Origin of the sequence: Thiofaba sp. EF100 (genome assembly GCF_039822285.1) — a bacterium.
Taxonomy (GTDB): domain Bacteria; phylum Pseudomonadota; class Gammaproteobacteria; order Halothiobacillales; family Halothiobacillaceae; genus Thiofaba.
Genome location: NZ_JBAJEY010000001.1, coordinates 430,891 through 450,654 on the forward strand (window position 1 = coordinate 430,891; position 19,764 = coordinate 450,654).

24 protein-coding genes are annotated in these 19,764 nt (G+C 65.6%); 8 read left to right on the forward strand and 16 right to left on the reverse strand.

Annotated features, from left to right (window positions below):
• Positions 1–21 precede the first annotated feature (21 nt).
• Positions 22–1,026 carry an ArsJ-associated glyceraldehyde-3-phosphate dehydrogenase gene (locus V6D91_RS02095; RefSeq protein WP_347317525.1) on the reverse strand — a complete coding sequence of 335 codons (1,005 nt, stop codon included), beginning with the start codon at positions 1,024–1,026 and terminating at the stop codon, positions 22–24.
• A 137-nt stretch (positions 1,027–1,163) separates the two neighbouring features.
• Between V6D91_RS02095 and V6D91_RS02100 the strand changes: the two genes are divergently transcribed.
• Genes V6D91_RS02100 through V6D91_RS02120 form a run of 5 tightly spaced genes read left to right on the forward strand, consistent with a single transcriptional unit; the run spans position 1,164 to position 4,501 of the window.
• Complete coding sequence (locus V6D91_RS02100) at positions 1,164–2,090, forward strand: MBL fold metallo-hydrolase (protein ID WP_347317526.1); 927 nt, start codon at positions 1,164–1,166, stop codon at positions 2,088–2,090.
• Between the two features lie 3 nt (positions 2,091–2,093).
• Positions 2,094–3,020 (forward strand): cation diffusion facilitator family transporter, encoded by a 927-nt coding sequence (locus V6D91_RS02105; RefSeq protein WP_347317527.1) that lies wholly within the window; start codon positions 2,094–2,096, stop codon positions 3,018–3,020.
• Positions 3,005–3,967: a permease gene (locus V6D91_RS02110; protein ID WP_347317528.1), complete on the forward strand. Its 963-nt coding sequence runs from the start codon at positions 3,005–3,007 to the stop codon at positions 3,965–3,967. Before V6D91_RS02105 ends, V6D91_RS02110 begins: the two co-directional genes overlap by 16 nt.
• The gene (locus V6D91_RS02115) at positions 3,964–4,254 is read left to right on the forward strand and encodes a hypothetical protein (RefSeq protein WP_347317529.1); all 291 of its coding nucleotides are present in this window, start codon (positions 3,964–3,966) and stop codon (positions 4,252–4,254) included. Before V6D91_RS02110 ends, V6D91_RS02115 begins: the two co-directional genes overlap by 4 nt.
• A gap of 13 nt (positions 4,255–4,267) precedes the next feature.
• On the forward strand, positions 4,268–4,501 hold the full coding sequence (locus V6D91_RS02120; protein WP_347317530.1) for a thioredoxin family protein: 234 nt from the start codon (positions 4,268–4,270) through the stop codon (positions 4,499–4,501).
• 29 nt (positions 4,502–4,530) lie between these two features.
• On the opposite strand, the gene V6D91_RS02125 is transcribed toward V6D91_RS02120, so the two are convergent.
• Positions 4,531–4,896, reverse strand: a complete 366-nt coding sequence (locus V6D91_RS02125) for a metalloregulator ArsR/SmtB family transcription factor (RefSeq protein WP_347317531.1) — start codon at positions 4,894–4,896, stop codon at positions 4,531–4,533.
• A 104-nt stretch (positions 4,897–5,000) separates the two neighbouring features.
• On the opposite strand from V6D91_RS02125, the gene V6D91_RS02130 reads away from it, so the two are divergent.
• Positions 5,001–5,396, forward strand: coding sequence for a hypothetical protein (locus tag V6D91_RS02130; RefSeq protein WP_347317532.1), 396 nt, complete (start codon positions 5,001–5,003; stop codon positions 5,394–5,396).
• 5 nt (positions 5,397–5,401) lie between these two features.
• A complete protein-coding gene (locus tag V6D91_RS02135; RefSeq protein WP_347317533.1) occupies positions 5,402–6,172 on the forward strand; it encodes a molybdopterin-synthase adenylyltransferase MoeB in 771 nt (256 codons plus the stop codon).
• Positions 6,173–6,313: 141 nt separating this feature from the next.
• Here the strand turns inward: V6D91_RS02135 and V6D91_RS02140 are convergent, their stop codons facing one another.
• The 13 genes from V6D91_RS02140 to V6D91_RS02200 form a co-directional block, all read right to left on the reverse strand.
• Positions 6,314–6,502, reverse strand: a complete 189-nt coding sequence (locus tag V6D91_RS02140; RefSeq protein WP_347317534.1) for a hypothetical protein — start codon at positions 6,500–6,502, stop codon at positions 6,314–6,316.
• A 25-nt stretch (positions 6,503–6,527) separates the two neighbouring features.
• Positions 6,528–7,073 (reverse strand): DsrE family protein, encoded by a 546-nt coding sequence (locus V6D91_RS02145; protein WP_347317535.1) that lies wholly within the window; start codon positions 7,071–7,073, stop codon positions 6,528–6,530.
• Positions 7,074–7,178: 105 nt separating this feature from the next.
• Positions 7,179–7,934 (reverse strand): S-methyl-5'-thioinosine phosphorylase, encoded by a 756-nt coding sequence (locus V6D91_RS02150; RefSeq protein ID WP_347317536.1) that lies wholly within the window; start codon positions 7,932–7,934, stop codon positions 7,179–7,181.
• Positions 7,931–8,836, reverse strand: coding sequence for a patatin-like phospholipase RssA (rssA, locus tag V6D91_RS02155; protein ID WP_347317537.1), 906 nt, complete (start codon positions 8,834–8,836; stop codon positions 7,931–7,933). The genes V6D91_RS02150 and rssA overlap by 4 nt, the downstream gene beginning before the upstream one ends.
• Positions 8,833–9,384: a hypoxanthine-guanine phosphoribosyltransferase gene (locus tag V6D91_RS02160; protein ID WP_347317538.1), complete on the reverse strand. Its 552-nt coding sequence runs from the start codon at positions 9,382–9,384 to the stop codon at positions 8,833–8,835. The genes rssA and V6D91_RS02160 overlap by 4 nt, the downstream gene beginning before the upstream one ends.
• Before the next feature lie 13 nt (positions 9,385–9,397).
• Positions 9,398–10,417: a beta-N-acetylhexosaminidase gene (gene nagZ, locus V6D91_RS02165; protein WP_347317539.1), complete on the reverse strand. Its 1,020-nt coding sequence runs from the start codon at positions 10,415–10,417 to the stop codon at positions 9,398–9,400.
• A 2-nt stretch (positions 10,418–10,419) separates the two neighbouring features.
• Positions 10,420–11,382: a PDC sensor domain-containing protein gene (locus V6D91_RS02170; protein ID WP_347317540.1), complete on the reverse strand. Its 963-nt coding sequence runs from the start codon at positions 11,380–11,382 to the stop codon at positions 10,420–10,422.
• 463 nt (positions 11,383–11,845) lie between these two features.
• On the reverse strand, positions 11,846–12,343 hold the full coding sequence (gene ispF, locus V6D91_RS02175) for a 2-C-methyl-D-erythritol 2,4-cyclodiphosphate synthase (protein ID WP_347317541.1): 498 nt from the start codon (positions 12,341–12,343) through the stop codon (positions 11,846–11,848).
• Positions 12,340–13,053, reverse strand: a complete 714-nt coding sequence (gene ispD, locus V6D91_RS02180; protein WP_347317542.1) for a 2-C-methyl-D-erythritol 4-phosphate cytidylyltransferase — start codon at positions 13,051–13,053, stop codon at positions 12,340–12,342. The genes ispF and ispD overlap by 4 nt, the downstream gene beginning before the upstream one ends.
• On the reverse strand, positions 13,034–13,321 hold the full coding sequence (gene ftsB / locus V6D91_RS02185; protein WP_347317543.1) for a cell division protein FtsB: 288 nt from the start codon (positions 13,319–13,321) through the stop codon (positions 13,034–13,036). Before ftsB ends, ispD begins: the two co-directional genes overlap by 20 nt.
• Positions 13,322–13,406: 85 nt before the next feature.
• On the reverse strand, positions 13,407–14,690 hold the full coding sequence (eno, locus tag V6D91_RS02190) for a phosphopyruvate hydratase (RefSeq protein ID WP_347317544.1): 1,284 nt from the start codon (positions 14,688–14,690) through the stop codon (positions 13,407–13,409).
• Between the two features lie 223 nt (positions 14,691–14,913).
• Positions 14,914–15,747: a 3-deoxy-8-phosphooctulonate synthase gene (kdsA, locus tag V6D91_RS02195; RefSeq protein ID WP_347317546.1), complete on the reverse strand. Its 834-nt coding sequence runs from the start codon at positions 15,745–15,747 to the stop codon at positions 14,914–14,916.
• The gene (locus tag V6D91_RS02200) at positions 15,744–17,375 is read right to left on the reverse strand and encodes a CTP synthase (protein WP_347317547.1); all 1,632 of its coding nucleotides are present in this window, start codon (positions 17,373–17,375) and stop codon (positions 15,744–15,746) included. Before V6D91_RS02200 ends, kdsA begins: the two co-directional genes overlap by 4 nt.
• A 176-nt stretch (positions 17,376–17,551) precedes the next feature.
• On the opposite strand from V6D91_RS02200, the gene V6D91_RS02205 reads away from it, so the two are divergent.
• Entirely contained in the window at positions 17,552–19,042 is a 1,491-nt protein-coding gene (locus tag V6D91_RS02205) for a leucyl aminopeptidase (RefSeq protein WP_347317548.1), read from the forward strand.
• 9 nt (positions 19,043–19,051) lie between these two features.
• On the opposite strand, the gene V6D91_RS02210 is transcribed toward V6D91_RS02205, so the two are convergent.
• Entirely contained in the window at positions 19,052–19,762 is a 711-nt protein-coding gene (locus tag V6D91_RS02210) for a phosphatase PAP2 family protein (protein ID WP_347317549.1), read from the reverse strand.
• Positions 19,763–19,764 lie beyond the last annotated feature (2 nt).

Here is a 19,764-nt window from a genome sequence, read left to right on the forward strand (position 1 = left end):
CGTTCCCTTGCCTCGAAAGATTCACATCCCCCGCGCCACCTTGGCCACCAGCTCCATCATCCGGTTGGCATAGCCCCATTCGTTGTCATACCAGGCCATGACCTTCACCTGGGTGCCATCGATCACCAGGGTGGAGAGGGCGTCGACGATGGAGGAACGCGGATCGTCCTTGAAATCGACCGACACCAGTGGCAGTTCCTCGTAGCCCAAAATCCCAGCCAATGCCCCTTCGGCCGCCGTCTTGAGCAGGCCGTTGACCTCCTCCACCGTGGTCGGCCGCGCGGCCTCGAACACAAAGTCGGTCAGCGAGGCATTCGCCAGCGGCACGCGCACAGCATGACCATTCAGCTTGCCGTTCAGCTCGGGAAAGATCTCGCCGATTGCCTTGGCCGAGCCGGTGGTGGTCGGAATGAGCGACATGCCGCTGGCGCGGGCGCGGCGCAGGTCCTTGTGCCCCCGATCGAGAATGGACTGAGTATTGGTCAGATCGTGCAGGGTGGTCATGGTGCCGTGCACGATGCCGAGGTGCTCGTGCATGACCTTGACCAGCGGAGCCAGGCAGTTGGTGGTGCAGGAGGCGGCCGTGACCAGGTGATGAACGGCGGGATCGTAACGATGGTCATTCACGCCCATGACGATATTGAGCGCGCCCTTCACCGGGGCGGCCACCACCACCTTCTTGGCTCCGCGGTCAAAGTGCGGCTGGATCTGCTCTAGGTTACGCAGCTTGCCGGTGGCCTCGACCACGATGTCCACACCCAAGCCCGCCCAGTCGATCCTGGCCGGGTCCTTTTCCATGCTGTAGCTCACCCGCCGGCCGTCCACGAGGATGGCACCTTCTTCGGCGCGGACATCACGCCCCCAGCGGCCATGCACCGAGTCATACTTGAGCAGGTGAGCAAGGGCGGCCGCATCGGCGCTGATCTCATTGATGTGGACGATCTCGAAGGCCGGGTTGTCCCAAGCGGCGCGGAAGCCGAGACGGCCCATGCGGCCAAAGCCATTGATGGCGACGCGGATGCTCATGCTGCGAACCTCATGCTGATGGTGGGGACAGGCTGCAAGGCCTGCCACGAAAAACATACGATATTTGTAATATACGATTATGTATATATCATGACGGTGCAGCCATTCCGGCGACACCCCAACCCCAAGGTGACACCATGCTCAAAGGACTTCTTGTCAGTGCATCGCTCCTGTTTGCCACCACCGGCACCGTCCTTGCCGAGGAGGCGCTCAAGGTCTCCAAGGTGGTCGACAACGTCTACGCCATCGTCGGCCCGATCGACGATCGCAGCTACGAGAACGACGGCCTGAACAACAACCAGGCCTTTATCGTCACCAAGGACGGCGTGATCCTGATCGACTCCGGGGCGAGCAACAAGGGTGCAGAACGCATCGAGAAGGCCGTGGCGGGCGTCACCAAGGCGCCGATCAAGTGGGTGATCAATACCGGCAGCCAAGACCACCGCTGGTTAGGCAATGGCTATTTCGCCGGCAAGGGCGCGGAGGTCATCGCCTTCACCGGGACCGTCGAAACGCAGAAGAAGGTTGCCGCCGGGCAGATGGACGCCCTGTCCAAGGTGCTGAAGGACCGCTTCGAAGGCACCCAGCCGGTGTATGCCAACCGCCTGCTGAAAGATGCGCGCACCACCCTCACCCTGGGCGGTGAGACCCTGGAGGTCATTGAAACCAACGCCCACTTCCCGCACGACACCATGGTCTGGCTGCCCAAGGAGAAGGTCGCGATCACCGGCGATCTGGTCTACGTCGACCGCATGCTGGGCGTGCATGACACCTCCAGTGTCAAGAGTGCCTGGGCCGCCTGGCAGGAGTTGGTGAAGCTCAAGCCGGTGAAGATCATCCCCGGCCACGGTCAGGTGTGCGACTTGGCCAAGGCCAAGCGTGATACCGGGGACTACTACGACTTCCTGGTCAACGTGGTCGGCAAGGCCGCGCAGAACATGGAGCCGCTCGACGAGGTGATCGCGAAGTACGCCGACATGCCGCAGTTCAAGCACCTCAAGCACTACGACACCTGGCACAAGACGGTGATGAGCCGCACCTACCTGCAATTCGAAGGCCAGTAAGCCATGGCCCACGAGCACACGCACGAGCATCATGGGCATCATCATGCCCACGGGCATGAAGGCAGCCCGGCCCGTGCGCTGGGGCTGGCCGTCGGGCTGACCCTCGGCTTCGCGGCGATCGAGGCGGTCGCGGGCTGGTGGTCCGGCGCCCTGGTCCTTTTGGGCGATGCAGCCCACATGGTCACCGATGCCTTCGCCCTCGGCCTTGCCGCCCTCGCCGCCTGGCTGGCGCGCCGGCCGGCAGACCGGCGGCACTCCTACGGCTTCGGGCGCGTCGAGATGCTCGGCGCGCTGATCAATGCCCTGCTCATGCTCGGTGTGGTGGCCGGCATCACCCACGAGGCCATCGTGCGCCTGCAATCCCCGCCGCAGCTTGCGGCCGGCACCATCGCCTGGGTGGCGCTGATCGGCCTGGTCGTGAACCTTCTCGTCGCCCGCCTGTTGTGGCCCTCCGGCGAGAATATCAACGTGCGCGGTGCCCTGCTGCACGTGCTGGGCGACCTTTTAGGCTCGATCGTGGCGCTTGCGACCGGCATCGTGTTGCTGTTCACGGAGGCCTACTGGCTCGACCCCGTGCTCTCGCTGGTGATCTGCGTGCTGATTGGCGTTTCCGCCCTGCGCCTTCTGCGTGAGGCCGTGCACCAGCTGATGGACGGCGTACCGCTGGATCTGAGCCTGGACGAGGTGGAGGCCTTCCTGAGCCAGCTTCCCGGGGTCGGGCATGCCCACCACATCCACGTATGGCGCATCCACGGCGGCATGATCGGCCTCACCGCCCACCTGATCGTGCCCGATCCAACCCGCTGGCCAGCCATCGTGCATGCCGCCCAGACGGGATTGGAGGAGCGCTTCAACATCCGCCACGCCACCCTGCAGCCTTCGTTCGGCGGCGATGCATCCTGCGATGACCTGACATGTTCGACCTGCTAGCCGACCTCCTCGTCCACCGCGCCCTGGGCTTGGCCCCCGAGGAGCCACTGGGCGCCGCCCTGCACTTCTTTGTCATGGACGTGACGAAGATCCTGGTCCTGCTGACGCTGATCATCTACGCCATGGGCTGGCTGCGTGGGATGCTGACTCCGGAGCGTGTGCGCGAGTTTTTGCGCCACCGCGGCAACCTCTCCTCGCGCTTTCTCGCCGTCGGTCTCGGCGCGGTGACGCCCTTCTGCTCCTGCTCCTCGGTGCCTCTGTTCATCGGCTTCGTCGAGGCCGGCATCCCACTCGGCGTGACCCTCTCCTTCCTGATCGCCAGCCCCATGATCAACGAGGTGGCGGTGGTGGTGCTCGCATCAACGATCGGCTGGAAGCTGACCCTGCTCTACGTCCTCGCCGGGCTGACCGTGGCCTTGATCGGCGGCTTCGTGCTGGAACGTTTCCGCCCCGAGCGCTGGGTGGAGGACTACGTCTGGCAGATCCGTCTGGGCGAGGCCACCCTGCCCGAGCCCGACCGCAGCCTACGCGGGCGACACGCCTATGCGGTCAGCCAGGTCAAGGAGATCGTTGGCCGGCTGTGGAAGTTCGTCCTGCTCGGTGTCGGTGTGGGCGCGCTGATCCACGGCTATGTGCCGATGGATCTGCTCGCCCGCTTCACCGGCGATGGGGGCGTGCTGTCGGTGATCGGCGCGGTGCTGATCGGCATTCCGCTCTATTCCGATGCCGTCGGGGTCATCGCCGTGGCCGAGGCCTTGCTTGGCAAGGGCGTCCCCATCGGCACCGTGCTCGCCTTCATGATGGCCGTCGCCGCGCTCTCGCTGCCGGAGATGATCATCCTGCGCAAGGTGGTGAAGTGGCCGCTGCTCGGCCTGTTCGCCGGTTATCTCGCCCTGGCCTTCATCCTGGTCGGGGTCCTGTTCAACACCATGAGGCATACCCTATGAGTACCGGTCTGCATGACTCCATTCTCGACCTGATCGCGCTGGCCGCGCGCGTGGCCAGCAACCATCCGGGCGGCGACGTCTGCCTGATGGAACGCCTCGCCGCGCAAGGCGTGCCGGCGGAGCACATCGCCCAGGCGATCAAGCTCGCACGCAATGTGCGCGATGAGGCACACCAGCTGTTCGACGAGCGGGTGGATGCACGCATGCTCGAAAAGCTCGGCACCACGCCCGCTGCGGCCACTCTGCCCGGGCGCGGCTGCTGCGGCGCCAGCGCCTGCTGCAACTGACGGGGAACAGACGATGAAGCACATCAAGGTCCTGGGCAGCGGCTGCGCAAGCTGCAAGACCGTCTATCAGATGATCGAGGAGGCCGCCAAGGCCAAGGGCGTGGACGTCCGGCTTGAGAAGGTCGAGGACATCGCCGAGATCATGCGCCACGGCGTCATGTCCACCCCCGGCGTGGTGGTGGACGGCAAGGTGGTGCATGCGGGCGGGATGCCCGACCGGGCCAAGATCGAAGCCTGGCTGGGGTGAGGCTGCCCAAGCCAGACTGACCGACCGCCTCAGCCCTCAGCGGCCAGCGCCGCCATGCCCTCACAAGCCCCCGCCCTGCCGCGGAGGGCTGCCCGGTCGGCCTGCCCCTGGGGCGAGACCAGGAAGGCATCGAGGGCCAGCCGCAGGACCTCATGCATCCACCCCGGCAGGTCCGGGTGCAGATGGTAATGCATCCACACGCCCTCCCGACGCGCCTTGACGATGTGAAGATCGCGCAGCAGCGCCAGGTGGCGGGAAATCTTGGGCTGCGACAGTCCAAGCGCCCGGGTGAGCTCGCACACGCACAGCTCGCCCTGGGCATGCAGCATGGCCAGGCAACGGAGGCGGGTGGGGTCGCTCAGGGCGTGGAAGAAGGTGTGGCTTTCAAGCTCCATGGGGAAAACATATTCGGTTTTTCGCATAGGATACAATGAATTTTTCCTGATGCTTTGCGCCGGCAGGATTTGCACATGACGAGACTCGGGCTACTCTTCACCGCATGGATGCCGGCAATTTCATCAAGACCCGCGAGATCCGCCTGCGCGGCCCACATCCTGGGCTGACGGCCAAGGCCGCGCTGATGCTGGCCGAGATTCCCGGCGTGCTGACGGCGGAATCGCCCACACCCTACGCGGTGCGAGTCAGCTACGACCTGCGTTCCGTCTGTCTGCGCGGCATCCTGCAGATCCTGGAAAGCTGGGGCCTGCACCTGGACGCCAGCCTGTGGTCCAAGCTGCGCTATGCGCTGGCTTTCTATTCCGAGGATGCCCAGCGCGAAACCCTGCTGTTACCGATCAGCCAGCCGGAGGCCATGCGCGAGCTGGCCTCCCACATCCATGCCCGCCACGGCAAAGGCCAGGCCCACAACGGCGACGCTTGGGACCGCTACCTCTAGCTCCGATGAACGACCAACAACTCCAGCGCTACAGCCGGCAAATCCTCCTGCCGCAGATCGACTTTGAGGGCCAGCAGCGCCTGCTCGAGAGTCACGCCCTGATCGTCGGCCTGGGGGGGCTCGGCTCCCCCGCAAGTCTCTACCTCGCCGCCGCGGGGGTCGGACGCCTGACCCTGGTCGATTTCGACACGGTGGATCTCTCCAACCTGCAGCGCCAGATCATCCACCGCACGGCCGATGTGGGCCGCCCCAAGATCGAATCGGCGCGCGACCATCTCGCCGCCCTCAACCCGGACGTGCGCATCGATGCCCTGCCCGGCCCCCTGGACGACGAGGCGCTGCGCGCCGCGGTGCATGCGGCGGACGTGGTGCTCGACTGCACCGACAACTTCGCCGCCCGCCACGCCATCAACCGGGCCTGCGTGGCGGAGCGCAAACCGCTGGTGTCGGCGGCGGCGATCCGCCTGGAGGGACAGCTCTCGGTGTTCGACACGCGCAAGGACGAAAGCCCCTGCTACCACTGCCTCTACCGCGAAGACGGCGAAGAACTGGAAACCTGCACCCGCAACGGCATCCTCGCCCCGGTGGTGGGCAGCCTCGGCACCTTGCAGGCGCTGGAGGCGATCAAGGTGCTGCTCGGCCTTGGCGAGCCGCTGGTCGGCCGCCTGCTGCTGTTCGACGCCTTAAGCTTCGACCTGCGCACCCTCAGGCTCAAGCGCGACCCAAGCTGCCCGGTGTGTGCGCAGCGCCAAACAGGCAAGACTCAGGGCATGTAGGAGGCCCGCCCGCGGGCCGATTGAATCATCACGGCGAGGGCCGCCCCTCTTAAAGACTGCACTACCCTGGGACGAGGGCGCAGGGCTCAGAGGGGTGTAAAGAAAACCTTCTTTTTCGCGACTTGTTTTGTAAACACCCTCTCAGGCCGCTGCCGCCTCGGCCTGGGCCCGCGCGTAGTTTTGGCGCGACTGTTCCAGCGAAGTCTGGATGATGAAATCCAGCAGTTCATGCTCAGTCCTGGCTGGGCCGAATTGGCGTCCGTAGGCCTCCGCGTACCAGCCATCCTCGGCCTGCCAGGTCTTCATACCGATCGATGCGCAACCGCACATAGCTCCAGCCTCGTCTTTCCGGGGTTCATGGTTGCCCTGCCGCCTTCGGCAGCAGGGACATCAATTGCTCAAGGCTCATCTTGTCGGTGACCACCAGCGCCCAGTCGAGCCGCAGGTAATCGTTGATCTGCGCCGGCCCGGACGCGGCGACGTCCACGTCCGCGATGAACTCCTCCGGCGTCACACCGCGCCAAGAGGCATGCTCGCCGCAGACATGCACGCGGACATGGGCCAGGCGCAGACGCCTCACCGCCTCATGCACCGGGGCATGGGCAACGGCCTCGCTGCGCAGCAGGGTGAACTGCTCGCGCCCGTGGGTCACGATCGCCATGTCCAGACCGGGGAAGCGCTCCCGCAGCCGCACGACCTGCTTTTCGACCCACGGCAGCAGGACATACAGGCTGCGCGGATCCCAACTCTCCACCTCGAACACCACGCCCGGCGGCGGGCTGCTGTGCAGCAGTAGGGCATCGACCTGCGCATCCAAAAGGCGCGGTTCGACGGCCTGGACCGTGAGCGGGGCCCCGATGAACAACAGCAAGAGCAGGCGGGAGGCGATGGTGCGGATCATGGCGACATCCTCCGGTGCAAGGGACGACCCCTTGCCGCGAATGTAGCCTACCGCATCATGCTTTGGGGCTATCCCTCAGCCGGCGGAGGGTTCCTCCCCTTGGGATCACCCGGCGGTGGCGCGGTTCTCCAATAGCTGCTGGAGGATCAGGCGTACCTTGCGCATGCCTTCCTTGAGCGTGCGGTCGATGTCTTCCATGGTGATCTCCTGCTCGCCGTTCTTGCCCGCGGCCCAGTTGGCGATCACCGCGAGATGGGCGTACTCCAGTCCCAGTTCGCGCGCCAGGGCGGCCTCCGGCATGCCGGTCATGCCGACCAGGTCGCAGCCATCCCGTTCCATGCGGCGGATCTCGGCGATGGTTTCCAGCCGGGGCCCCTGGGTGCAGCCGTAGGTGCCACCATCCACCACCTCCACCCCAACCGTACGCGCACTGTCGAGCAGCGCAGCACGCACGGCGCCACTGTAGGGATGGGTGAAGTCGATGTGGGTCACGCTCTCGAGTTCGCCCTCGAAGAAGGTCTGCTTGCGGCCATAGGTGTAATCGATGATCTGGTCCGGCACCGCCAGCACCGCTGGCCCCATGCGCGGGGTAATGCCTCCCACGGCAGCGACCGCGATGATCTCCTTGACCCCCACCTCCTTCAGCGCCCACAGGTTGGCGCGGTAGTTGATCTCGTGCGGCGGGATGCGATGGGCGTAGCCGTGACGGGCGAAGAACACCACCTCGCTGCCGCCGAGGGTGCCGAAGGTCAGCGGGCCGGACGGTTCACCAAACGGCGTGTTGACCACCTGATGGCGGGTGATTTCCAGATTCTTCAGGCTGCCAAGCCCGGTGCCGCCGATGATGGCCAGCAGGTTCATCGTTCTCTCCCCGTCGTTTCTCGTTGGATGTCGCAAATCAGGTCATGGAGCGCCGGGCTTGCACGCTCAACCGCCTGGCGGCCAGCCTGCATGGCCTCCTCGGCGCGGTGAAAGTCCAGCAGGCCGATGCCCGGCATGCGCGGCATCAGCAGGACATCGGGCGGGTCCCCCGCGAGACGGGAGCGGCTGATGCGCAACTCCATGATGTTGATGCTGCGCCCCATGACATCGAGGATGGAGGGCATACCCACACCCTCCCCTCGCCCAAGCCATTCCGTCATCGCACGTCGGGCACGGCCGAGCAGGCCATCCTCCGGAACGGAGGACGCTGGCTGAAGGTTCTCGCGCTCCAAGGCATCCCCCAGCAGGTCGACCGCGATGACACGGTTCGCCCCCATGGCCCGGCACAACGACACGGGGACGGGGTTGACCAGGCCGCCATCCACCAGCCACGTCTGTTCATAGCGCACGGGGGAGAACAGGATGGGCATGGCGATGGAGGCGCGCACGGCGTCGAGCACCCGTCCCTCGCGCAGCCAGCGCTCCTGGCCGGTCTCGAGGTCGGTCGCCACGGCAGCGAAGGGGGTGCGGCAATCGGCGAAGTCGGCATCGCCGATCAGCTCCGCCAGGGCGGCCATCAGCCGCTCGCCCGCGATCAGGCCACCCTCGAGGCGGATATCGAAATAGCCCGCAAGGTCCGGCCAGCGCATATCGCGTACCCAAGCCTCCAGCGCGTCCAGACGGCCCAGGGCATGGGCGGCCCCGACCAGGGCACCGATCGAGGTGCCGGCAATCACCTCGGGCTGGATCCCCTTCGCGTCCAGCTCGCGCAGGACGGCGATGTGCGACCAGCCGCGCGCCGCGCCGCCCCCCAGCGCAAGACCGATGCGTGACCGCTTCATGGGGTGTCAGGCAGCGCGTGGATGCCGTTCAGATTACGGAAATAGCCGCGGTAGTCCATGCCCTCCCCCACCAGGAAGCGGTCCGGCACCTCGACGCCGACGTAGTCCGGAAGGAAGCCCTCGACCTTGCGCCCATGCCGTTTGTCGACGGCCACGGCGCAGCGCACGCTGGCGGCTCCTTCGATACGGCAGGCCTCGACGATGGCCTTGAGGGTCACCCCCTCATCGAAGATGTCGTCGATGATGAGCACATGACGGCCAGCCAGGGAGTGGCGCGGACGGGCCAGCCAGCGCAGCTCACCGCCGCGGGTTGCCTCGCCATAGCGGGTGGCGTGCAGGTAGTCGATCTCCAGCGGGAAATCGAGCCTGGGAAGCAACTTGCCCGCCGCGATCACCCCCCCGGTCATCACCACCAACACCAGCGGTATCCGATCCGCAAGGTCCGATCGAATGGACTCGGCCAGGCGGTCGTAGGCTGCCTCCATCGAGGCCCCGTCCACCAGGCATTCGGCCCGCGCGCGCAGGGCATTCAGTTCAGCGGCTTGCATGGGCTCCCCCTGTTCACAGCATGGCCGCCATTGTAGCGGCGGTTTGGCAGAAGCGGGGCATGGCGCGCAGCTCGGCCAGTTCGATCCGCCTCTGGCCACGCAGGTGGGCGAGGCGTGCCGACCGTGCAGGATCATGCACCTCCCCAAGCCCCGCCAGCACCGCCTCGGCATCCTCGGGGCGATTGCAGACCAGCAGCATGTCGCAGCCTGCATCGAGCGCCAGGCGGGCGCGCTCAACGGGGTCCGCCACCGTGGCGGCGGCAGCCATGCTCAGATCGTCGGTGAACACCACACCCTCAAAGCCGTGCCTTGCGCGCAGGATGTCGCACACCCAGCGCGGCGAGAAACCGGCCGGCCGCGCGTCCACCGCCGGGTAGATGACGTGGGCCATCATCACCGCCGGCAGGCCCGCCGCGATCAGGGCACGGAACGGCGCAAGATCCAGCGCCTCGATCTCGGCCAGGGCACGCTGATCGACGGGACATTCGTGATGCGAATCCTCCGCCACCGAACCGTGGCCGGGATAGTGCTTGCCCACCGCCGCCATGCCGGCCTCGCGCATGCCCTCCATCCAGGCTTGGCCCAGGATGGCTATGGCGGCGGGATCGGGATGCAGCGCCCGGTCGCCGATCACGCGGGAACGCGGCCCGCCCAGGTCCAGCACCGGGGCAAAGCTTAAGTCGATGTCGAAGGCGCGAAGCTCGGCAGCCAGCAGCCAGGCCCAGTCGCGCGCAAGCTGCACCGCGGCGTGTGGGTCTGCATCGTACAGCTCCCCCAGCCGCGCCGCCGGCGGGACGCGGGTGAAGCCGTCCCGAAAGCGTTGTACCCGTCCTCCCTCGTGGTCCACCGCGATGAGGATCTCAGGCCGTACGGCACGCACCTCAGCGATGAGCGCACGCAGCTGATCGGGATGCTCGTAGTTGCGCGCAAACAGGATCAGGCCACCCACCAGCGGATGACGCAGGCGCTCGGCCTCATCAAAGGCCAGGCGCGTCCCGGCAAGATCGACCATCAGGGGCCCGTTGAACTGCATCCTCACTTTCCCCTGCGACGGTTGATCGAGAGCAGCTGGGCCTCCGCCCGCGCGCCGAGATAGACATAGAGTCCAAGCCCCACGGTCAGGATCGCCGCGGACAGCATGACGAAGGCGGCCTCCAGAAGGTGGTCGGCTGCGCCCATGGCAGACTTGAACATCAGCAGCAGGCCTTCGATCGACACGGCGATGATGATGGCGGCGAGGAAGCGGGTGATCGTCCGCCGCGTGGTGCTGTGACGGAAGATATCCTTGTGCATCAGCACCTCCTCTTCCAACGTCGTCTTCGCCAGGTCAAAGATCGCCATCGCCAGGGTGATGACGATGATGATGCCAAACGGCCGTAACTTGTCGTGCTCGGTCTGAATCGGGTGGATAACGGCCTCGAGAAGCTCGCGCAGGGCATTGAACATCAACACTCCGACCACGCCCAGCAGGCTGAGACCGATCAGGGTGTAAACCCCCTTGAACAGGGGTTCGAACTGGCGGCGGCGGGTATCTCCCATGAAGAAGCGGATCAGCTCCTCCAGGTTCGCGTCGATGACGAGATATCCCTTTCGCCCATCCCCATCCACGATCGGCATGGCACTCGAGAGGCAGAGCGTACTGTCGACCGTGGAAAGGTAGGGGTCGGTCACAATCGCGGCCTCAGCGGCAACCGCCTGCTGGTAATAGGGGCGGTGACGTCGGTCGCGCCCCCGTCCAACATCATGACGGGTACTAATCTCCCCACCCTTACCTGCCGCGAACTCGCTGATCTGCACGCCATGTTCATCAAGCACATAGAGGATTTGCACGAAGGGATAGCGCTCACGCACCGAAACCAGGGTCCGGCGCTGAGCCTCCTGATCATGCAGCAAGGACGCCTCAGTGATGCCGGTGATAATGGAGGCGAGAAGCTCGCGGATCGGGCCCCTGTACTCGTGATACCTCTCAATGACGGCCAGGTAACTCATATCGGCCATGGGTGTTCCCTCTAAGGAAATGCTGAAAAAATCCATCCATGGATTTTTTTCAGCTCGTCTCGTCGCGGCGCATGTCCGCGACGGCCTCAGCGAATCAACGACTTACGTCGTTGTTCGCGTTGGGGCGTCCTGCCCCAAACGGGAAACGCTGAATTTTCAGCGTTTCCCTAAGTAAGCTCTGGGCAAGGCCATCCTTGGCTTATTTCGGCTCAGCCATCCATGGCTTGCCTTAACAGGCCGTTGAAAGCGTTTTTCAACGACTGCTAACGAAAAAAGGCGCACCAGAGGTGCGCCAATACAGGAGGAGTCAACGGCACCATGCCACGCTTGCAGGCGTTGCTGGCATGTATGTAAGAAGCATGTAGCATGCCACCGTTTGATTAATCTTTTATTTCAAAAGGTTGGATAAAAACAGGGCCGCCCTCCCCGCCTGGGAGGGCCGCCCGCGCACCATCGCGGTGCATCACGCGCCCTCGCCCGCCGCGCCTTGGCTCACCAGCACGGTGGCATAGGCCAGGATACCCTCCCGGCGCCCGACATAGCCCATGCCCTCGTTGGTCGTGGCCTTGATATTGACCCGGTCCAGACCCACGCCCATGTCACCGGCGAGCACGGCACGCATCGCGTCGACGTGGGGCGCCAGGCGGGGTGCCTCGGCGAGGACCGTCATGTCGGCGTTGACCACCCGAAAGCCGCGGCTGCGCAGTTCCTCCATCACCCGGCGCAGCAGGATGCGGCTGTCGATGCCCTTGTAGGCGGGATCGGTGTCGGGAAAATGGTGGCCGATGTCACCGAGGGCGAGTGCGCCAAGCAGCGCATCACACAGGGCATGGATGAGCACATCGCCATCGGAGTGGGCCTTGAAGCCATGCGTATGAGGGATACGCACCCCGCCGAGGGTGACGTGGTCACCGTCGGTGAACGTGTGCACGTCGACGCCGTGGCCAATCCGCAGGTTCATGCCTGCCTCCGGGTCAGAAAGAACTCCGCAAGCTCAAGGTCCTCCGGCCGGGTGATCTTGATGTTGTCCGCCCGCCCTTCGACCAGCAGCGGGTGCAAGCCTGCATATTCGAGCGCGGAGGCCTCATCGGTGACCCGCACCCCTTCCTCAAGTGCCCGCTGCAGGCAACCGCGCAAGAGGCCGAGGCGAAACATCTGCGGGGTCAGCGCATGCCACAGCCCATCGCGCGGCTCGGTGCGCGCGATGCGTCCCTCCTCATCTGCACGCTTCATCGTGTCACGCACCGGCACGGCCAGGATGCCACCCACCGCATCCTGCTCCACCTCAGCCACCAGGCGATCAAGGTCCTCCCGCGCAAGGTTGGGGCGTGCCGCGTCGTGCACCAGCACCCAGTCGGACGGCTGACCGAGCGCGGCCAGCAAGTCGAGGGCATTGAGCACCGACTCGGCCCGCTCCTCCCCTCCCGGGACGACATGAACGGGCAACGCAACATCGAGCACGAGATCGGGCCAGAACGGGTCATCGAGGGCAATGGCGAGCACGATGCCACGCACCCGAGGATGCTCGGCGAAACAGGCCAGGGTATGCTCGAGCACCGTCCGCCCCGCCAACATCAGGTATTGCTTGGGGCGGTCGGCGGCCATGCGCGTACCCAGTCCCGCGGCGGGAATGACCACCCACAGGTCGCCGTCAGTTCTTGCTGGATTCATCAATGATCTGGAAATAGGTATCGCCCTGCTTGACCAGGCCAAGATCGGAGCGCGCACGCTCCTCGATGGCGTCGAGCCCGGTCTTGAGATCGAGCACCTCGGCCTCGAGCGCCGCGTTGCGCTGTTGCAACCGCTCGTTCTCCGCCAACTGCTTCTCGAGCGCGACCCGTGCCGCCTCGGCGCGCGGCCAGCTGCCGTCCCCGAGCCACAGCCGGTATTGCAGCAGGGCGAAGAGGGCGGCGAGCAGCAGGACGAGCCAGCGCAGCATCAGCACTTACCTGCATAACAAAACGCCGCACGAAGGCGGCGTTGCAGGACAGGCGAGTTCCCGCCGGCGTGGCTCACACGCGGACTCAGCGCTTCGGGTTGAACGCGGCCAAGCCCGGGAACACCGCACGCGCCCCCAGACGCTCCTCGATGCGCAGCAGGCGGTTGTACTTGGCGATGCGGTCCGAGCGGGACAGGGAACCGGTCTTGATCTGGCCGCAGTTGGTGGCGACGGCGAGGTCGGCGATGGTGGTGTCCTCGGTCTCGCCGGAGCGGTGCGAGCTGATGCTGGTGTAGCCGTTGGCGGCTGCCAGACGCATGGCCTCCAGGGTCTCGCTCAGGGTGCCGATCTGGTTGACCTTGATCAGGATGGAGTTGGCGATGCCCTTCTCGATCCCTTCCTTGAGGATGGCCGTGTTGGTGACGAACAGGTCATCCCCCACCAGCTGGATCTTCTTGCCAAGGACCTCGGTATGGTGCTTCCAGCCAGCCCAATCGCCCTCGGCCATACCATCTTCGATCGAGAGGATCGGGTATTTCTCGACCCAACCCTGCAGGAAGGCGGTGAACTCCTCGGAGGTGAAGGACTTGCCCTCGCTCTCCAGCACGTACTTGCCATCCTTGTAGAACTCGGAGGAGGCCACGTCGATGCCGATGTAGATGTCCTTGCCCGCAACAAAGCCGGCCTTGGCGATGGCCTCGAGGATCACCTCGATCGCTGCCTCGTTGGAGGGCAGGTCCGGGGCGAAACCGCCTTCGTCGCCCACGGTGGTGCTCAGACCGCGGTCGTGCAGCACCTTCTTGAGCGCGTGGAACACCTCGGCGCCATAGCGCAGGGCCTCGGAAAAGCTCGGCGCGCCCGCCGGGATGATCATGAATTCCTGCATATCGACGCTGTTGTCGGCATGCGCGCCGCCGTTGATGATGTTCATCATCGGCACCGGCAGGGTCACGGCCGCTTCACCGCCGAGCTGCTCGTACAGCGGCTTGCCGTTCTCGTTGGCCGCGGCATGCGCGCAGGCCAGGGACACTGCGAGGATGGCGTTGGCACCGAGGTTGGACTTGTACGAGGTGCCATCCAGCTCAAGCATGATCCGGTCGATGGCCGCCTGATCCTGCACGTCCTTGCCAACCAACGCCTGGGCGATCGGGCCGTTGACGTTGGCGACGGCCTTGGTCACCCCTTTGCCGCCATAGCGCTTGGCGTCGCCATCACGCAGCTCCAGCGCCTCGCGGCTGCCGGTGGAGGCCCCGGAGGGCACCGCGGCGCTGCCCATGATGCCCGAGGCGAGGATCACCTCGGCCTCGATGGTGGGGTTGCCGCGGGAGTCGAGGATTTCGCGGGCGTGGATGCTCTTGATCGCGGACATTCGGTTCGCTCCTTGTGCTCTTGATTCGTCGGTCGCGCAGCCCATTGAAGCAGCTGCGCATGAACATTCACTGAAAAAATCTGAATAAACTTCTCCCCTCCCCCTTGAGAGGGAGGGGTTGGGGGAGAGGGGGCGCCCGTTGCGGCTCTTGGCCCCTCTCCCTGACCCTCCCCCCGAGGGGGGAGGGGACGTGCCCTATTACAGGCGTTCTGCTTATTCCGGCCTACAGGCTATCTTCGGCCCACGGCCGGGACTTCACCACCCGGTCCAGCTCAATCAGCGTGGAGAGCAAAGGTTCCAGCTTGTTCAGCGGCCACATATTAGGGCCATCGCTCAAAGCCTGCTCCGGGTTGGGGTGGGTCTCCATGAACAGCCCACTGACGCCGGCCGCCACGGCAGCGCGCGCCAGGACGGGGACGAACTCGCGCTGACCGCCGCTGCAGCTGCCCTGCCCACCCGGCTGCTGCACCGAGTGGGTGGCATCGAATACCACCGGGCAGCCGGTCTCGCGCATGATGGCCAGACCGCGCATGTCGGACACCAAGGTGTTGTAACCGAAGGACACCCCGCGCTCGCAGACCATGATCTGCTCATTGCCAACCTGGCGGGCCTTGTCCACCACGTTCTTCATGTCCCACGGGGCGAGGAACTGGCCCTTTTTGATGTTGACCGGCTTGCCCTGGCGCGCCACGTTCTGGATGAAATTGGTCTGCCGACAGAGGAAGGCCGGGGTCTGCAGCACGTCCACCACCGCGGCCACCTCATCAAGCGGGGTGTCCTCGTGCACATCGGTCAAAACCGGCAGGCCGAGCTCCGTCTTCACCCGCTCGAGGATGCGCAGGCCTGCCTCCAGACCCGGACCACGGAAGCTTCCGGCCGACGAGCGGTTGGCCTTGTCGAACGAGGCCTTGAAGATGAACGGGATGCCGAGGCGGCCGGTGATCTCCTTGAGGGTGGCGGCGGTCTCGAGGATGAGTTTCTCGCTCTCGATCACGCAGGGGCCGGCGATCAGGAACAGCGGCCGGTCGATGCCCGCCTCGAAACCACAGAGCCTCACGCGACGGACTCCTTGTGCTTCAGGGCAGCCTCGACGAAGGCCTTGAACAGCGGGTGTCCGTCGCGCGGGGTGGAGGTGAATTCCGGGTGGAACTGGCAGGCCAGGAACCAGGGATGGTCCTTGAGCTCGATCATCTCCACCAGGCTGTTGTCGGCCGACATGCCCGAGAAGGTCAGACCCGTGGCCTCGAGCGCCGCGCGGTAATGCTCGTTGAATTCGTAGCGGTGGCGGTGGCGCTCGGAGATGACCTCCTGGCCGTACACCTTGCGCGCCAGGCTACCTTCCTCCAGGCGGCAGAATTGCGCGCCGAGGCGCATGGTGCCGCCCAGGTCGGAATCCTCGCCACGCTGCTCGATGCCCCCCTCGGCGGTGCGCCACTCGGTGATCAGGCCGATGACCGGGTGCTTGGCGTTGCGATCGAACTCGGTACTGTAGGCCCCCTCGAGCCCCGCGACATGGCGGGCGAACTCGATCACCGCCACCTGCATGCCAAGGCAGATGCCGAGGTAAGGGATCTTGTGCTCACGCGCGAAACGCACCGCGCGGATCTTGCCCTCCACCCCGCGCTCGCCAAAGCCGCCCGGCACCAGGATCGCATCCATACCCTCCAGCAGGTCCGTGCCGCCAGTCTCGAGGCGTTCGGAGTCGATGTACTCGATGTGGACCTGGGTACGGGTATGGATGCCCGCGTGGGTCAGGGCCTCGTTGAGCGACTTGTAGGCGTCCGCCAGCTCGACGTACTTGCCGACCATGGCAATGCGCACGCTGTGGTGCGGGTTGGTCTGCGCCTCGACCACGCGATCCCACTCGGACAGATCCGCTGGCGGCACATCCAGGCGCATCTTGCGCACCACGATCTCGTCCAGCCCCTGGGCATGCAACAGGCGCGGGATGCGGTAGATGGTATCGGCATCCACTGCGCTGATGACGGCGTCCTGCTCCACATTGGTGAACAGGGCGATCTTGCGGCGCTCATCCACCGGGACCTCGCGATCCGAGCGGCAGATCAGGATGTCCGGCTGGATGCCGATGGAACGCAGCTCCTTGACCGAATGCTGGGTCGGCTTGGTCTTCAGCTCGCCGGCGGCCTTGATGTAGGGCACCAGGGTCAGGTGCATGAACAGGGCGCGCTCGCGCCCGAGCTCCACCCCCATCTGGCGGATGGCCTCAAGGAAGGGCAGCGACTCGATGTCACCCACCGTGCCGCCGATCTCGACCAGCGCGATGTCGTAGCCATCCGCCCCCAGGCGCACCCGGCGCTTGATCTCGTCGGTGATGTGCGGGATGACCTGCACCGTGCCGCCGAGGTAGTCGCCGCGGCGCTCCTTGCGGATCACGTCCTCGTAGACGCGGCCGGTGGTGAAGCTGTTGTCGCGGGTGCAGGTGGTGCGGACGAAGCGCTCGTAGTGACCGAGGTCCAGATCGGTCTCGGCGCCATCCTCGGTGACATACACCTCGCCGTGCTGGAACGGGCTCATGGTGCCCGGATCGACGTTGATGTACGGATCGAGCTTGAGCAGGGTGACCTTGAGGCCGCGCGCCTCGAGGAGCGCGCCGAGGGAGGCCGCCGCAATGCCCTTGCCGAGGGAGGACACCACGCCGCCGGTAACGAAAATGTATCGAGTCATGAGCCTTCAGAAGCCGTGGGCAGGGCACATAGGGATGCACCCCTGAAGGAATTGCAGAATACCCTAAACGCCCCCCCCGCTCAATCCATGGTCCGCCCCACGGGATGGGGTATGAAAGCGGCCGAAAGAGGTTCTATGATGATGCGACCTTCACCGTCGGAACGAGGACGAACACCGTGGAATTCGGCATCAAGAGCGGCTCGGCCACCTCCATCAAAAGCGCCTGCGTCGTGGTCGGCGTGTTCGAGGGGCGCAAGCTCACCCCCTCCGCCCAGGCTTTGGATGAGGCAAGTGGTGGCCAGATCAGCCAGATCCTCAAGCGCGGTGATCTTGAAGGCAAATGCGGCCAGACCCTGCTGCTGCCGGCGTTGCCCGGCATCACCGCGGAGCGCGTGCTGCTGGTGGGCCTGGGGCAGGCCCGCGAACTCGACCTGAAAGGCTGGAAGAAGGCCCATGCCGAGGCCGTCGGCGCCCTTCTGGAGCGCGGCGCGGGCGATGCGGCGTTCTGCCTCCTTGAGGCCTTCCCGCGCGGCATGGACATGGCGGAGGCCCTGCGTCTAGCGGTGCTCGCCGTGGATGAGCGCGACTACCGTTTCGACCAGTTCAAGCGCGACAAGAACGGCAAGCGCGCCCTCAAGCGGGTGAACTTCATCGCCGGTCGCAAGGAGGCACGCGAACTCGAAGAGCCCCTGCGTCAGGCCGAGGCCATCGCCGGCGGCATCCGCCTGACCAAGGATCTGGCCAACATGCCGGGCAACGTCTGCACCCCGAGCTACCTTGCCGACGAGGCCCGCCGCCTCGCCTCGCTCTACACCACCATCCACACCGAGGTGCTGGACCAGAGCGCGATGGAACAGCTCGGCATGGGCGCCCTGCTGGCCGTCGCCCGCGGCAGCAGCCAGCCGCCGCGCTTCATCGTGCTCGAATACCGTCAGGGCCCCGAGGATGGCAAGCCGGTCGTGCTGGTCGGCAAGGGCGTGACCTTCGACTCCGGCGGCATCTCGCTCAAGCCGGGCGAGAAGATGGACGAGATGAAGTACGACATGAGCGGCGCCGCCAGCGTGCTTGGCATCTTCGCCGCCTGCGCCGAGATGCGCCTGCCGGTGAACCTGGTCGGCCTGATCCCGACGGTGGAAAACATGCCCTCGGGCCATGCCCTCAAGCCGGGCGACATCGTCACCTCCCTCTCCGGCCAGACCATCGAGGTGCTCAACACCGACGCCGAAGGCCGCCTGATCCTGTGCGATGCGCTCACCTATGCCGAACGCTACAAGCCCGAAGCCGTGGTGGACATGGCCACCCTCACCGGTGCTTGCGTCATCGCCCTCGCCCGTTTCCCCTCCGGACTGCTAGGCAACCACCGCCCGCTGGTGCAGGCCCTGCTCAAGGCCGGCGAGAAGAGCGGCGACCGCGCCTGGGAGCTGCCGCTGTGGGACGACTACCAGGACCTGCTCAAATCCAACTTCGCCGACATGGCCAACATCGGCGGGCGCGAAGGTGGGGCGATCACGGCAGCGAGCTTCCTTGCCCGCTTCACCAAGAACTATCCTTGGGCCCACCTGGACATTGCCGGCACCGCCTGGAACTCGGGCGACAAGAAAGGCGCCACCGGCCGCCCGCTGCCGCTGATCATGACCTGGCTGATGGAGAAGGCGGCTCAGGGGTAAGCCGCCGCCTCAGCGGCTGGAGGGTGCCGCATCCTCCGTTGGACGGGCGCCTGGGGCCGGCAGCCAGCCCTGGCGGCGGAACAGCCAGGCCAGGGCCTCGGCCACGCCCCACACGATGAGAAAGCAAAACACCGTGTCGCTCAGAAAATGCCCCCCCTGCATGACACGGGCCACGCTCAGGGCGCCGCCCAACACCAGTCCCAGGGCCATGGCGCGCCAGCGCCAGGCCGGCCAGGCCAGCCCCAGCGCCAGCCACCAGAAGCCGATCGATGAGTGCCCGCTGACGAACGAGCAGTTACGCTCACAGTTGTGGGCCGGCAGCAAGGCGGGAGTGAACGGCTTGGAACCGCCGAAATCCACCACCTGATGCGGTCGCGCCCGCCCCCAGTGTTCCTTGAGCACCCCGTTGACCATCAACCCCGGCCCCAACAGCAGACTGGCGAGCAGGAAGGCCCCGACGCCCCGACGCGGCCAGCGCCCCTGCCAGCGCTTGACGAAGCTGCCTGCCAAAAGCACCAGCCCCAGCAACAGGGCGGCGATGGTCTGCCAGCGGGCCGAGGCATAGATGGCATCCACCCACCCGAGCCGCTCACCGATGAACCCCTGTGCGGGATCGTAAGCTCGTCGAGTGACCCATAGATCGAGCTCAGGCCAGAGGCTGAAAATCAAAGCGGCGAGGGCAAACAGCCCAAGCCACAGCCACAACACAGGATGTTTCATCG